The organism is Psychrobacter sp. ANT_H59 (genome assembly GCF_008369225.1).
Taxonomy (GTDB): Bacteria; Pseudomonadota; Gammaproteobacteria; order Pseudomonadales; family Moraxellaceae; genus Psychrobacter; species Psychrobacter cryohalolentis.
Map to the genome: position 1 here is coordinate 204,163 of NZ_VOBE01000001.1, position 15,371 is coordinate 219,533.

The 15,371-nt window shown below is 44.0% G+C and carries 6 protein-coding genes; 3 read left to right on the forward strand and 3 right to left on the reverse strand.

Features of this window, described 5'->3' with window-relative positions:
* Positions 1 to 74 precede the first annotated feature (74 nt).
* From FQ083_RS00800 to FQ083_RS00810, 3 genes are all read right to left on the reverse strand, one after another.
* Positions 75 to 5,426, reverse strand: coding sequence for a YadA-like family protein (locus FQ083_RS00800; protein WP_149408357.1), 5,352 nt, complete (start codon positions 5,424 to 5,426; stop codon positions 75 to 77).
* Between the two features lie 312 nt (positions 5,427 to 5,738).
* A complete protein-coding gene (locus FQ083_RS00805; RefSeq protein ID WP_149408358.1) occupies positions 5,739 to 7,430 on the reverse strand; it encodes a sensor histidine kinase in 1,692 nt (563 codons plus the stop codon).
* On the reverse strand, positions 7,430 to 8,122 hold the full coding sequence (locus FQ083_RS00810; RefSeq protein ID WP_149408359.1) for a response regulator transcription factor: 693 nt from the start codon (positions 8,120 to 8,122) through the stop codon (positions 7,430 to 7,432). Before FQ083_RS00810 ends, FQ083_RS00805 begins: the two co-directional genes overlap by 1 nt.
* Before the next feature lie 290 nt (positions 8,123 to 8,412).
* Here FQ083_RS00810 and FQ083_RS00815 point away from each other — a divergent pair, with 290 nt between their 5' ends.
* The 3 genes from FQ083_RS00815 (at position 8,413) to dnaE (ending at position 15,323) form a co-directional block, all read left to right on the forward strand.
* Positions 8,413 to 8,934 carry a Spy/CpxP family protein refolding chaperone gene (locus tag FQ083_RS00815; RefSeq protein ID WP_149408360.1) on the forward strand — a complete coding sequence of 174 codons (522 nt, stop codon included), beginning with the start codon at positions 8,413 to 8,415 and terminating at the stop codon, positions 8,932 to 8,934.
* 272 nt (positions 8,935 to 9,206) lie between these two features.
* Entirely contained in the window at positions 9,207 to 11,144 is a 1,938-nt protein-coding gene (gene ggt / locus FQ083_RS00820) for a gamma-glutamyltransferase (protein WP_149408361.1), read from the forward strand.
* A gap of 435 nt (positions 11,145 to 11,579) precedes the next feature.
* Complete coding sequence (gene dnaE, locus FQ083_RS00825; RefSeq protein ID WP_149408362.1) at positions 11,580 to 15,323, forward strand: DNA polymerase III subunit alpha; 3,744 nt, start codon at positions 11,580 to 11,582, stop codon at positions 15,321 to 15,323.
* Positions 15,324 to 15,371: the final 48 nt, after the last annotated feature.

The window sequence follows — 15,371 nt, forward strand, 5'->3', positions numbered from 1 at the left end:
CTGATGCCTTGCTTCTTGTATCTAACTAATAATTATGATTGTCATTTCGCTTAGATGTTCAGTCAAATAGGTGTTTAGTCAAAATGGAAACCTGCACCTATGGCTGCACCTACGTTGCCTTGAGTATCTGCAGTACCATTTAGCTTCATGACCCAACGTCCATCGGCGGACAGTTTCGAAAAGCCGATAGCAACGGCACTCTCACCGTTATACGTTGCGATACCACCACCTATCATAGACTTACCGATGATGTAAGCTTGAGGCAATGAAGACATCGCCATGGCTGCTGAGATACCAGCGTTGGCGTCGTCCTCAACCTCGCCAATTCTATAACCCAGCTCATTGATGCTGTTGCCTAGGTTTCTATTGACTGCATCCAATTGACCGAAGTTCACAGCGTCTCTAGGTTGCATGCCGTCCGCAACATTGGTTATCTTAGTGCCAGCAGCATTAATACCGGCTGCTGTCATACTAGGAGCAGTTTCACCATTACCTGCATATATACCGGCTTTAGTGATACTAGGACCACCTGCAATAACGACTCCGTTTGTGCTGACGGTTGTATCACCAGTCGTCACGCTGTCAACATTGATGTTGCCGTTTAAGTCAAACTTAATGCTACTGCCTGCTGATGTCGTGGTGATATTATTGCCACCTTTAAACGTAAGTGGAGCAGAACCTGCTTTTTTGTTGATAACAGGACCACTATCTGCATCGAAGTTGAGTCCAGCGCCCATCTCAGCTATCACAGCTGTCTGTGTATTGATGCTAGATAAAACTTCAAATAACTGTCCACCATTGACGGCATCCTTACTCGCTACCTCAATGAAACCATTAGCGACGTTGGTAATCTTGTTACCACCAGCATCAACACTGGTTTTAGTAAGTTTAGGACCGCCTACGATAGTTAGACCACTGCTATTCATCGTGGCATCACCCGTTTGCACACTATCTACTGCGATGTCTTTACTTAAATTAAAGGTAACATTATTACTCTCTGCTGTTTTAGAGACTGTAATATTGTTATCTGAGTTGTTTAAGTCGACTGTATCGCTTGGTTTCACTGTGCTAATATTTGCGCCTTGGGCACTAATATTCCAGCCTTTGTTGGCATCAGCTGCACTTTGTTTGACTTCGTTTAATTGTCCAACATTCACAGCGTCAGTAGTTGCTTCACCTCGTGCAACATTGGTAATAACATTACCGCCGTTGTTAAGACCAGTGCTTGTTAAGCTGACAGTTTTAGCTGGAACAATATTAGTGATAGTGAAACCTGTACTGTTTAATTTTACTCCACTATTAATGAAACTAACACCGCCATTATCCATCACAGTATTACCAGTAGTAACGGATGTTACATCTAAAGCATCAGCCATCTGAATCTCTAACTGACCGTTGTTTTCTACCGTTCGGATATTTTTTGCAGATGCTGTTTTAAGAGGATTTAAACTGCCTACGATTTTAAGTTGCGTACCAAGATCCTTATGGATGTTGATATTATCATTACCAGCGAAGTTTAGACCTTTAGTTACAATAGTAGTGTTTTGACCATTAAGCTGATCAACATTCACTGCATCAGTACCAGCAGCACCTGCTACAACATTGTGAACCTGATTACCACCCATGCTGACGTTGGTGCCCAGAGCCACACTGACTTTATCGTCCTCGACAACAAAACGACCAGCATTAACATTAAGGGCTTTGCTACTAATCGTACCTCTGTTAATAAAGGTTTGATTACTTGGGTCAGAACCCACAGTAACTGTGTCAAGATCCGTTAGGTTCTTAGCCATCACGACGTTCAGTTTGCCATTGAGGCTGTCAACACGTAGGTTTGCACCCGATGCATCAGCAGCATTCGCCAGCTTACCTTCGATGCTCAACGTTTCGTTCAACTTCTTATTAATGGTAGTGCCAGTGTTACCCGCAAACTTCAGGCCGTCTTCCATCGTGGCAACTTGGATATCGTCGATAACGATACGTGTGATACCATCACCACCATTAACACCTGGTACGCCGTTAATGACACCAATGGTACCTGATACACCAGTAGGACCCGTTAGACCGATTGTGCCGTTCGAACCATTGATAGCAACACCGGATACACCATCTTTACCATTAACGCCGATAAAGCCGTCTTTGCCATCGATACCTGAAGTACCAACATTAATGTCATCACTCAATGCAACAATAAGGTCATTACCTACATTGGTAACGCTAATATTCTTATTGTCACCGTTGATAGTGACTACATCGTCTGGTTTAACATTGCTCTTTGCACCATCACCAGAGTCGGTCCGTATGAACCATCCTTTGTTGGCCGTGTCGTTGACTTCTTCAATGGACTGATTGGTTGCATACAACTGGCTACCATTGATAGCATCAGTGCTGTTCTCGTTGATAGCACCTGCAGCGACATTAATAATCTGACGTTCCCCGTTAACGAAACCAACGCTCACCACACCTTTGGCAGCAGAACCTTGACCTGCATAAGTGTAATATCTTGTATTAATAATAACCCCAGTCTCAGTCGTAGCAGCACGATCAGTAGATAAGTTACCTAACACAACACTGTTGTTTTGCGTTGTCGAAACATTATTACCGAGAACAAACGAATTATCATTTTCAACAGTATTATCATTACCAACTGAATAGCTACTGTTGCCAGAAACACTGTCAATGTCATCTGGTGGAAGCTGACTACCAAAGGCTCCAGATCGTGTACCACTGACCTTATTGCGGACACCCACAGCGATTGAGTTAGCACCGTTCACTGTATTTCCTTTACCTATCGCTATTGACTCTTTACCACCCACTATACTTCGATCACCTAGAGCAACAGAACTGAGGCCATTTGCTTCTGAAACAAAGCCCATAGCCGTTGACCATTGTTTAGTTGCTTTAGAACCAACACCAACTGCGGTGCTTTGTATTCCAGTAGCGCGCGTACGTGAACCGATAGCAGTACCTGTAAGAGTAGTAGCTTGCGCACCTTCACCTATAGCCACTGAACGCTCACCTAAGGCTTTTGCATTTACGCCAATCGCTGTTGCATTTTTATTAGTAGCTTCAGCATTAAAGCCAACAGCTGATGCATTTTCACCTACGGCTTCAGAGAAACCACCTAAAGCCATGGCACCAGCACCGTCTGCTTTAGAGCGACGACCTAGCGCTACACTATCTTCGCCTCTAGCGTTTGCAGTAGGACCAACAGCTGTGGCACCTAAACCTTCCGCACTACTCCTGACACCTAGAGCAACTGATTCGCCACTTTTAGCTTTAGCTTCAAAACCTGATGCCAAACTGCTACGGGCTGTTGCTTCTGCACCTGCACCAAAGGCACTAGCCTGAATACCAATAGCCTTAGCATTCTCTCCAACAGCAGTTGAGCGGTCACCATTTGCTATAGCATTAGAGCCAACCGCAAGAGCATCAGTACCTGTTACTGACGTGGTGTATGGTTTTGCATTGCTAGAGCGGATAGGGAAATCAATGCCAGCAACGATAGTATCTAACGCTCTTAGCTGAGATACATTGACCGCATCACTATCATCTCTACCAGCTGCGACATTAACTATCTGACGGTTGCCGTCGATATTATTGCCTACAGAGACAGCACCAAGTGCAGTACTTCTAGTAGATTCAATAGCTAATCCACTTGCTGATGTTGGGACAAACACTGTACCTGAGCCAGTAGCAGTACGGTTAGCTACTGATTTCGATCCTAAAGCTACACCATTATCAACGTTAACTATAGAGCCATTACCGATAGCAGTTCCTTTGATAACAGTAGGAGTAGCAGACATTATGGTGCCTCCTGCATCAGCGTTATCACCGTATGCTGCACCACCATTCCCTGCACGTGATCCTACACCAATAGCTTGTGACCCTGTAGCTAGCGAATTTTTCCCAATCGCAATAGCATTTTCACCACTGGCCTCAGCTCTATCACCGACAGCAATAGTACCTGTTGCTGAGGCGATAGATTGAACACCAATACCAATAGCATTAATTCCAGCAGAGACAGACCCACGTCCAAGCGCCATGCTACTACTGCCTTGAGCTAAAGAGTTGTTACCTACTGATATACTAGAATTACCCGCGCTTGCTTTGCCAGCAGAATTTCCTATCGCTATTGCATAGTTGGCATTAACGTCAGCACCAGCTTCATTACCGATCGCAACGTTTCTTATTCCAATGACATTTTTACCAGCTTCAGTGCCCAATGCTACATTACGGTCACCTCTGACATTTGCACCAGAAAAATTACCAATCGCTGTGTTATAGTCGCCAGTGACAATAACGCCTGTATTCGGACCCATAGCAATGTTAGCGCTGCCTCGCACATTATTGCCTGAAAACGACCCGATAGCCGTATTTGCATTACCATCAACAACACGACCTGATCGCTCACCCAATGCCGAGTTGTAATTACCTGCTATGTCTCTACCAGCATCAGCGCCTATTGCAACGTTTTGTCCTGTAATAACAGGAAAGGGATTTATAGCAGATGTAGTTATAGATGTTATATTTGAGCCTGCACCTCTACCTATACCTACGTTACCCGACGATAGTACATTCTGACCTGATGCATTACCTACAGATACGCCTTCTCGAGTACCAACAGTTGAACCAGTTCCAGAACCTGTACCGATGGTGACCGTAGTCTGTCCAACTGCAGAAGCATTCTTACCAATTGCAATTGCGTCTACACCTTGAGCACCTAGGTTATCTTCATTCGTGCCACCTGTTGATTTAACACTGAAATACTTTATTCTATTGGCTGAAACCACCCTATTAACATCACCAATATTTGCAGCATTGGTTTCAACTTCGCCACCACTAAAAACGTTCGTGATTTGATTACCACCATTATTAAGACCAGTGTCACTTAAGCTAACAGTTGTGGACGGCGTAGTACCACCAATAAAGGTGACGCTCTCTAAATCAGTTAATTGCTTAGCAAGTTTAATTTTAATTTTACCGTCGGCTATGGTGGTAATATTAGTATCAAAACCAACAACCTCCACTACATCACCCAGATTTTTTCTAACCTCTCCGCCATCTGCAGCTTTCAAACCAAACTGTAGTGGTATACCTGGAATACTTCCAGGACCATGTCCATTATTAGTGCCTGAATGAAAGTGAAGACCAAGCCCTCCATGCTCATGACTATAGTCACCGTCTGTATGATTTCCAAGTCCTTGATTAGCACTCGCTTGTATACAAAAACCAGCCGCCATTAGACCCAACCCGATAGCCGTGAGTTTGAAAGCACTGGTAGATGAAAGATTGTCTGTCGTATTGATGGTAGCGTTTGCACTCACGCTAGATTTGGAAGATTTGCCACGTGCCTTTGCGTATTCACCAACTGCAGTGAAACAGTTTAAGGCTTCATTCCATATTACCTTATAGATGCGGTTCATGATGTATACTCCCTTATAGATTTGTCTGATTTAAAAAATCGAAGTTAAAATCCATTTTGTAGAGAGTTGATGTAACAAAAGAAAACAGTTATGAGGCAATAGGATTAGAAGTTAGGGTTAAAAAATTACTTAGATGATTATTTGAGACATAAAGCGTCTTATTTTGTAAATCATTATAACTCTCTGTATATTATTATTAACGAATATACAGAGAGTCTCAATACCACCCATCGGTAATTTACTACCGTTCATCCGTTATATTCTTATTAGTGAATATATGTTGATGAAATACGTTCTCATTTGAGGTTATTTCTATTTAATAGGTAGTATTACTTTTATCACAAGCCCTAATATGCCATCTTGGCGATTATGGACAGTGATCTGACCTCTATGTGCCATCACTACGGCATGGACGATTGCCAACCCCAGTCCATAACCGCCCGTTTCGCGATGGCGCGCCGTATCAAGCCTAACAAAAGGCTGAAAAATACGCTCTAGATCCTTTTCTGCAACACCGCCGCCCTCATCAGTGATACTTATTTCAATAGCTGCTGTTTTATTATTCATCTTCACTGCTTGTATCTCAGCCATCACTGCCGAATCAAAAGCAGTATGCATAAAGGCATTACGGATGATGTTTTCAAGGGCACTATGCAGCTGTTCTTGATTGCCCATTACTGTGCAAGAATCTGGCAATAAAGACGGATTCGCATGCCATTGCCAATATATATTTTTATGCTGAAACTCAAAACAGACATCTTGACCGATCTCATTGATAATTTCACAGATGTCTACTGCCTCATTTTCTAGAGTGTCGATGGTATATTGCTGCATTTGCAACGATTGAATACGGATAATTTGCTCAATCAGCTCATTCATCCGCGTTGACTCTTTATCGATACGGTCAAGATAACGACCGGCGTTGGGCGCAAAATCTCGTGTCAGCTCAGTCGCTACATCGAGACGGGCCAGCGGCGAGCGCAGCTCATGCGAGATATCACTTAACATCTGCTTGCGTGCCAGCTCACTGTCAGCGAGCCGCGTTGATAGTAAAGCGACATCTTTTGCTAATAACCCTAATTCGTCAGAACCCAGACTTGATAACTGCGGATTGACTTCATAGTTGCCGTCTATCATCCGGTGTACGGTATCCTGCACACGCCCAATACGCCGAGTCAACGTACGACTGAGCCAAAAGCACACCAACACGCTAAAGAGTATAATCAACAAAAGCCGCAGCATAAAATTGCCCCGCTGTAGCTCTAACACATCCTTAAATAATAGGTGCGGACGCAGCTGTACGATAACGCTGTCATTATTTGGCATAACCACTGTAACCTCAGCCAACTCAGGTCGGCTATCAATGTCAGCAATGGCTTTATGAGACGGTATTGGTTTTAAAATATCATCGAGGCTAAAAGGCTTATCATTCGGGCGCGCGCTTTTGACGCCATCCTTATCAAAGGAATACGCCCTATAAGGGTTCTTATCGACACGCTCTTTATCACTAAATTCACTGTAATCAGATGTTTTATTGTCAGTACTGCTACGCACAGAATTGTGCATATTCGGTGGTACAGATGATTGCTCACCTTCTATCTGCAAGTCTATTGCCTTTATATTTGCCACGTCACGTGCTTGACGCCGCTTGACTCGATTTTCTCGAAACCGATATCTTGGAAATATAATAGCGCCCTGCTCATCGTATATCCTGATTTGGCTCATGAGTCTTCGATCTTCATTATAAATCTGCTTTACAGTAGATAAATCACCCGCCTTCAAGGATATGACCAGCCGCTCACGCTGAATAAGCAGCTTATCAATTTGAGAATCCATACGATTAGCAAGCTCTCGCTCATTAAGCCAGCGCTCTACTGCTATAGATAAGATAGAAGTGATCAGAATCATCGCTAGCAAACTCAAAAACAGTCGCCAAAATAGCGACACAGGTATGCTCAGCTTCGGTTTGTTTATCGCTGTAGGATTTTGGACAGCTTCTGTCATTAGAGTACCAACTGATAGCCTTTACCACGAATTGCCTTGATTGGCTCATCATGGAAAGGTTGAAGTTTTTTACGCAGGCGCGAGACATGGACATCAAGGCTACGGTCAAAAGGCTGTAGTTCTCGCTGCAAGACATGCTGTGATAGCCACGATTTACTGACTACCTCGCCTTTTTGTCGTAATAAAGCCAGCAATAAATCAAACTCTGTACCTGTTAATTGCAGCTCAATGCCATCTATCTGGCAAAGCCTTTGCTGTTGGTCAAGATATAAGCGACTACTCGGCAGCGGTAATTGCTCGGTAAAACTGACCGCAATACTGGTGCGCTTAATCACCGCATTGATGCGTGCCAGCAGCTCACGCGGATTACAAGGCTTGGTAATATAGTCATCAGCGCCAAGCTCAAGCCCGATGATACGGTCTATCTCTTCCCCTTTTGCGGTAAGCATAATGACAGGGATATCACTAATAGCAGGCAGCTGACGTAACACACTGAGCCCGTCTATTTTTGGCATCATGATATCGAGCACCAACAAATCATAAGGCGAATTATCTTGCATCGTCGTTTTTAGGCGCTCTATGACCGCTTCGCCATCATGCACGCAGTCACAACGAACACCGTGATTATGCAGATACTCTTGCAGTAATTGAGTCAACTCTTCGTCATCGTCACCCAATAAAATATTTGACATCGTTATCACCTTATTATTGTACCTCTCAATCATTTTATGGCTCATATTATCAAGCAAGCGCTACCTATGCGCTATAAACGTTACCTTTCTTAATGTTTCATAAATGTTCGTAACCTCTGGCTGTCGTATGATAGCGGTTATCAAAAACAAGTTGATGCTAATTTACAATGTCGAGCAATGATTAATATTAGTGATTTATAGTAGTGATCCATAGTGACTATCCGGGACGCTCGATCAAGACTAGAATTATCAGATATACCCTCACTTTTACAAAAATTAAGGTAACTCTTATGCAAATGATGCAAATGAAAAAATTATTGATGGGTTCAGTATTAGCAATGTCCAGTGTGTTGACCGTGACTGCATGCAGCAGTGTCAATGCCTCTACTGAGGCGACGCCAACCACGAGCAAAATGCAGCATAAAGGCATGAAAGACAGCATGAGAGATCCAATGGCACAGCTAAATCTAACAGCGGCGCAGCAGGCACAAATCAAAGCCATCATGCAAGAAAAACAGGGCGATCGCAAAAATGACCGTGCAAAACATCAAGCAGAACGTATGCAAATGCAGCAGCAGATGCAGGCATTGACAAACGCTAATACCTTGGATAACGCTGCCATCAATCGTCTTGCAGACCAGCAAGCAGCTAAAAGCAAGCAGCGCTTTATTGAACGCGTTCAAACCCAACATGCCATTTCGCAAGTACTCACAGCTGAGCAGCGTGCAAAAATGGCACAGTTAAAATCAGAAAGAACAACCAAAGGTCATCATGGTTCAAAACAGCGTAAGATGCATAACCAAGCGCAGTAAGATATAAGCCATGGAATTAAAAAGCATTAGTTAGGTAAAGTAAGAACATTTAAAGAAGCGTATCGGCTTACCGATGCGCTTCTTTTCCTCTGTATTTTACATTTCCTAAATTCAATTACCTCATAACCATTTTCTTATCTGAAAACGAAAGATATCAAAGTCCTTTCTACTACTAGCAATATTCGTTACTATTTAACCTTATCAGTTAATCTTATTGATTAATCCTGTATTTTTAGCCCAATTTCTTTCATCCTCGTAAAAAGGACTTTGCGATGTCAGCTCCATATTCTTATTCTCATCAGACACAAGCGCCCACTTATAAGACTTTAAAATCTGCAGCGTTAATTATTGGCAGCACGCTATTATTTTCTGTATCTGCCCATGCGGTAGACACAAATACTGCTGTCGCCTCAAAAACCATCAATCCAACCTCGATTAATACCAGTGCGATTAATCTAACGGTTATGATGGAAAATCCCACGGTATTGTCTGAGACGCAGCGCGTGACACGAGCGAAAACCAACACGCTTGCGCCTAAGACCACCCAAACCAAAACCGATCAAGCCATCTATTCTGTGGACGCTATTCACCATCCTGTTTGGGCAAAAAACGGCATGGTTGCCACCCAAGAAGCACTGGCTTCTGATATCGGCTTAAAGATTTTGAAAGATGGTGGCAATGCCGTTGATGCTGCTGTAGCTGTTGGCTTTGCGTTAGCGGTGACATTACCGCGAGCCGGTAATATCGGCGGTGGCGGATTTATGATGGTATATGACGTCAAACAGGGTAAAACAGTCGCACTCGATTATCGTGAAAAAGCGCCCAGTAGCGCCTCGCGTGACATGTATCTTGATAAGGATGGCAATGCCGTCAGCGATTTATCTCGTTACCATGGCTTAGCCGTTGGCGTACCAGGTACGGTCGCAGGCTTACTCAAAGCGTTAGAGGATCATGGCACCATGAGCCGCGGGCAAGTGCTGGCACCAGCGATTGCACTGGCTGAAAACGGAATAGAGGTCACTGCTGGATTATCAGAATCATTAGAAGCATTAAGTGACCGTCTGCAAAAATGGCCAAGTACAAAAAAGATATTTTTTAAAGCTGATGGTAGCGCTTATCAGCCGGGTGAGCGCTTAAAACAACCGGAGCTTGCTCATTCGCTAAAACTAATTGCGGCTAAAGGCGCTGATGGTTTTTATAAAGGCGAAACGGCTCGTAAACTAGTTAAAGCGGTCAATGAAGCGGGCGGTAAGATGAGCTTGCAGGACTTAGCCAATTATCAAGCCATTGCTCGCGAGCCGGTCAAAGGCGATTATCGTGGTTATGAGATTGTCTCAATGCCACCACCGTCTTCTGGCGGTATTCATATTGTACAGATTTTAAATATTTTAGAAGATTATCCGTTAAAAGACTATGGTCAAAACAGCGCGCAAACCATTCATTTAATGGCTGAGGCTATGCAGCTTGCTTATGCCGATCGTTCTGAGTATTTGGGTGATTCGGATTTTATCGACGTACCTGCCAGTGGTTTAACTGCCCAGCCTTATGCTGATAAGCTGCGCGCTTTAATCAATCCAAATAAAGCCACGCCAGCAGCAACCATTAAAGCGAATAACCCTCTACCGTACGAGAGTGATCAAACCACGCATTTTTCTATTGTCGATAAAGACGGCAATGCAGTAGCCAATACGTATACGCTGAACTTTTCTTATGGGACGGGGCTTGTTGCTGAAGGTACGGGGATACTGCTCAATAACGAGATGGATGATTTTTCTGCCAAACCTGGCGTACCAAATGGTTATGGCTTAATCGGCGGCGACGCCAATGCGGTTGAAGCCAATAAACGCCCGTTATCTTCTATGAGTCCAACAATCGTATTTAAAGACAGCAAACCTTATATCGTCACAGGCAGTCCGGGTGGTAGCCGCATTATTACTACGGTTACGCAGGTGATCTCAAACGTTATCGACCATGATATGAATATCGCTGAAGCGACGCATGCGCCGCGTATTCATGACCAATGGCTACCGGATGAGATTCGTATCGAAAAAGCACTAAATATCGATACCATTAAAAAATTAGAGTCTATGGGACATAAGGTCAGTCAGCAGTCAGCTATGGGATCAACACAGTCTATTATGGTTACCCCAAATGGCGTATACGGCTCTTCGGATCCACGTATTGTCGATGCTGCGGTGGTTGGATACTAAAATAACACTATTTCAATATTTCAATAAAAGCACCAAGTAGCACTTACTCTTCGTACCTTCTTGCCCTCTACCTAATATATGGTAGAGGGCATTTTTAATGCTATTACAAGTGAATACCATATAATCAATATAGGAAATTGATAACTAGTGGTTTTCTCTAACACAGTCAGCTATCAACCATACAATTACTATGTTATGGATGGTTATCTATATTTTTGCGCGACGTCGAGTGGCTGTTATGAGCAAATAATGCTATGATTAGCGGCTGAGATACAGCGTATAAAGTGTGGCTATTAACATGATAGTTTATTGAAAATATCAGTCAAACCATTGATATAATATATTTTTTAAATAAATTACCACCTGTTTTCACTTGCTTTATCTCTGACGCTCATTCGCACCCTCTCCTTTTGTTTGCATCCGTAAGAGTCTTCTATGGCATTTGTACACCTTGGCATCCACAGCGAATATTCCATTACCGATTCTATCGTGCGTATTAAGCCGTTGGTTAAAGCGGCGGCGGCAGACAATCAAAGCGCCCTTGCCTTGACAGATCTATCCAACCTGTATGCAACGGTGAAATTCTATCGTGCCTGCTTAGGTGCAGGTATCAAGCCAATTATCGGTAGTGAAGTCATCATGGAAAATGAAGACACGCGCTTAACTTTATTGGCGATGAACAACGAGGGCTACCAAAACATCACTCGTATCGTATCGCTTGGCTTTACCGAAGGACGTGCTGATCCTGTTAATCACGGTACTCCTGTTATTAAACGCAGCCATATTTTAGCGCATGCGGCAGGTGTCATTGTCTTATTCACTGAAAAGTCAGACGTTGGACAAGCATTGGTTGGCTCAATGCCAGAAAAAGCCGATGAGCTACTGACAGAATGGCAAGCGCAGTTTGCTGATCGCTTATATTTTGCGATTAAACGCACCAATCGTACTGGCGAAGATGCCTTTATTAAAGCAGCGATTCACTCGGGTGCCAAACATAACATTCCTATTATTGCCCATAATGACGTGCGGTTTTTAGAACAAGATGATTTTGATGCTCATGAAGCGCGGGTTTGTATTGCTGGCTCTTATGTCCTTGCCGACCAAAATCGTCCGCAAACTTATTCTGATGCGCAGTATCTGAAAACCCAAACGCAGATGCAGCAGCTATTTGCTGATATTCCGCAGGTGATTGATAATACCTTGCGCTTAGCAACGCGCTGTAATGTGAGCTTAACGCTAGGTATTAACGTACTACCAGAGTTTCCAGTACCTGAGGGCGAGACCACTGAATCTTTCTTTCGCTTAGAATCGCAGCGTGGGCTTGACAATCGTTTAGACAAGCTCTTTCCAGTTGACGCGCGCAGTGATAATTGGAGTGATATACGCCAAAGATACGATGACCGCTTAGAGTATGAGCTCAAGGTTATCTTATCAATGGGATTCCCCGGTTACTTCCTGATCGTGATGGACTTTATCCGTTGGGCAAAAGCCAATGGCGTACCAGTCGGTCCTGGTCGTGGTTCTGGTGCAGGCTCGCTCGTGGCTTATGCGCTCAATATTACCGACCTTGACCCTATTCATTACGACTTATTATTTGAGCGCTTTTTAAACCCTGAGCGTGTGTCCATGCCCGATTTCGATATTGACTTTTGTATCGAAGGTCGCGACCGCGTTATTGATTATGTGGCGCAAACCTATGGTCGTGAAGCGGTTTCGCAGATTATCACTTTTGGTACCATGGCGGCAAAGGCGGTGGTACGAGATGTGGCGCGTGCGCAAAGTAAATCCTACTTTCTTGCCAGTAAAATGTCTAAACTTATTCCCAAAACACCGGGGATCACACTCAGTCAAGCGCTTGAGCAAGAGCCGCAGCTGAAAGACTTAATCTCCAACCCTGATAATATGGATTATGAAGATGCCATCGAAGTATGGGAGATGGCTATCAAGCTTGAAGGTATTTGCCGGAACGTGGGTAAACATGCCGGCGGCGTATTGATTGCACCGCACAGAATCACAGATTTTAGCGCCATTTATTGTGATGATGAAGGTCACCGCGTCAGCCAATTTGATAAAGATGACGTTGAAGCCGTTGGGCTGGTAAAGTTTGACTTTTTGGGTCTGCGTAACTTGACCGTGATTGATGCTGCTGTCAGAAATATCAACCTGCGCCGTGCAAAAGAAGGCAAAGATGCCTTGGTGTTAGAAGACCTGCCGTTAGATGATGCTAAAGCCTACAAGCTCTTGCAAGATGCCAAGACCACTGCTGTCTTTCAGTTAGAAAGTATGGGTATGAAAAAGTATCTGGCGAAATTACAACCGACCAACATCGAAGATGTGATCGCCATGTGTGCGCTCTATCGTCCGGGTCCGCTCGATGCAGGCATGGTAGAGATGTATATCGACCGTAAGCATGGTCGTGAGGAAGTCATTTATGACCATCCCAACCTTGAGCCAATTTTAGAAAACACCAATGGCGTTATTGTCTATCAAGAACAGGTCATGCAAATCTCACAGGTGATGGCAGGCTATAGCTTGGGCGGAGCGGATATGCTACGCCGTGCTATGGGTAAGAAAAAACCTGAAGAGATGGCCAAACAGCGCGATATTTTCATTACTGGTGCCACCGCACAAGGTATTGATGAAGTCACATCAGGCGGCGTGTTTGACTTGATGGAAAAGTTCGCCGGTTATGGTTTCAACCGCTCGCATTCTGCGGCATATGGCGTGCTTGCTTATCAGACCGCGTATCTAAAACAGTACTACCCTGCCGAATTTATGGCGGCGGTATTGACCTCAGATATGAACAACACCGATAACGTCGTGTTCTTTATCAACGATTGCCGTGAAAACTTTGAGTTAACCGTCGTTAATCCATCGGTGAATCGCAGTGAATGGCATTTCGTCGCTGATACTCCGACCAATATCATTTATGGCTTGGGTGCGATTAAAGGGGTCGGTGAAGGCGCGGTCGAGTCTATTGTCACTGCACGAAGACGTGAAGGACCTTTTAAAGATCTATATGATTTTTGCCGTCGCGTTGATATCAAAAAGGTCAATAAACGCACGCTTGAAGCCTTGGTCAGTGCTGGCTGTTTTGATGACTTTGCGGCGACTTTACGTCCAGACTTGCCAGCCGATGAAGCCTACGAGATTCGCGGCGCATTAATGAGTCAGCTGCCAAGTGCGGTACAGGCGGCTGAGCAAGACCGTCAAAACCGTGAAATCGGTATGATGGATTTGTTTGGTGAAATGGATGGTATCGTCGCTGCCCCGCCACTCGTTATGACGCCAGAGCTGATTTGGGGTGATAAACACCGCCTAAAAGCAGAGAAAAATACTCTAGGGCTTTATTTGACCGGACATCCTATCGATGAATATCGAGACGAGCTCAAACGCTATACCTCAGGTGCTCGTCTCGATAAATTGACTGATACGGGCTATAACGGCAGCTGCTATTTTGCCGGTCTTATCATTGATATCGCCAACTTTGGCACTCGTAACGTTGTTACCTTAGACGACGGAACCTCAAGACTGGAAGTCAGCTGTTATGCTGAGCGCTTTAACCGTGTCAAAGAACAGTTAAAAATAGATGAAGTCGTCATAATTAAAGGCAGCATCCGTGAGCGTGATGGGCGTTTATTTGCTCGTCTTGATAATGCCATGAGTATGGTCGATGCTCGCCTAAGATGGCTCAAAAAAATCAGTATTAAAATTCATGGTAGTGATATCGAGCTGCTGACACGCATGCAGCCTTTACTGAAATCGGCACAAGTCAGCATGATTCCAGCACCAAAAATATCTCATAACGATGAGCAAGACGAGCAAAGCGACAATACTAATAACAATAGTTTTGGCGGTTATAATGCCTCAATGGGTGGCAGTCTATATGATGAAAATGGTAATGATTTATTGGCATTAGAGAACAATATGGCACAAGATGCTTATTCAAACGACACTGACCCAAGCCTAAGTAGCCAAAGCTACGCCAACAACGCTTTGAGCAACACCGACGTCTCTATTAGAGATAATTGCCTACCCCTTGGACTCAGTATTTATGAAGAATATGGCATTGCCAATGTAGGACTGTCTGAGCATTGGCGCATTTATCCGAACGATGATAATCTACAGCAGCTAAAAAGCATGATTAGCGAAGATAACTTACATTTTCACTACAGCTAACGAATGTATTATCGTTAGCATATTCATTAGTAGGAAAATATTTATTAT

What these genes read in the sequence shown, in the direction of transcription:
- FQ083_RS00800 (WP_149408357.1), bottom strand. Translation starts at nt 5,426, where the DNA reads ATGAACCGCATCTATAAGGTAATATGGAATGAAGCCTTAAACTGTTTC.
- FQ083_RS00805 (WP_149408358.1), bottom strand. Translation starts at nt 7,430, where the DNA reads ATGACAGAAGCTGTCCAAAATCCTACAGCGATAAACAAACCGAAGCTG.
- FQ083_RS00810 (WP_149408359.1), bottom strand. Translation starts at nt 8,122, where the DNA reads ATGTCAAATATTTTATTGGGTGACGATGACGAAGAGTTGACTCAATTA.
- FQ083_RS00815 (WP_149408360.1), top strand. Translation starts at nt 8,413, where the DNA reads ATGCAAATGATGCAAATGAAAAAATTATTGATGGGTTCAGTATTAGCA.
- ggt (WP_149408361.1), top strand. Translation starts at nt 9,207, where the DNA reads ATGTCAGCTCCATATTCTTATTCTCATCAGACACAAGCGCCCACTTAT.
- dnaE (WP_149408362.1), top strand. Translation starts at nt 11,580, where the DNA reads ATGGCATTTGTACACCTTGGCATCCACAGCGAATATTCCATTACCGAT.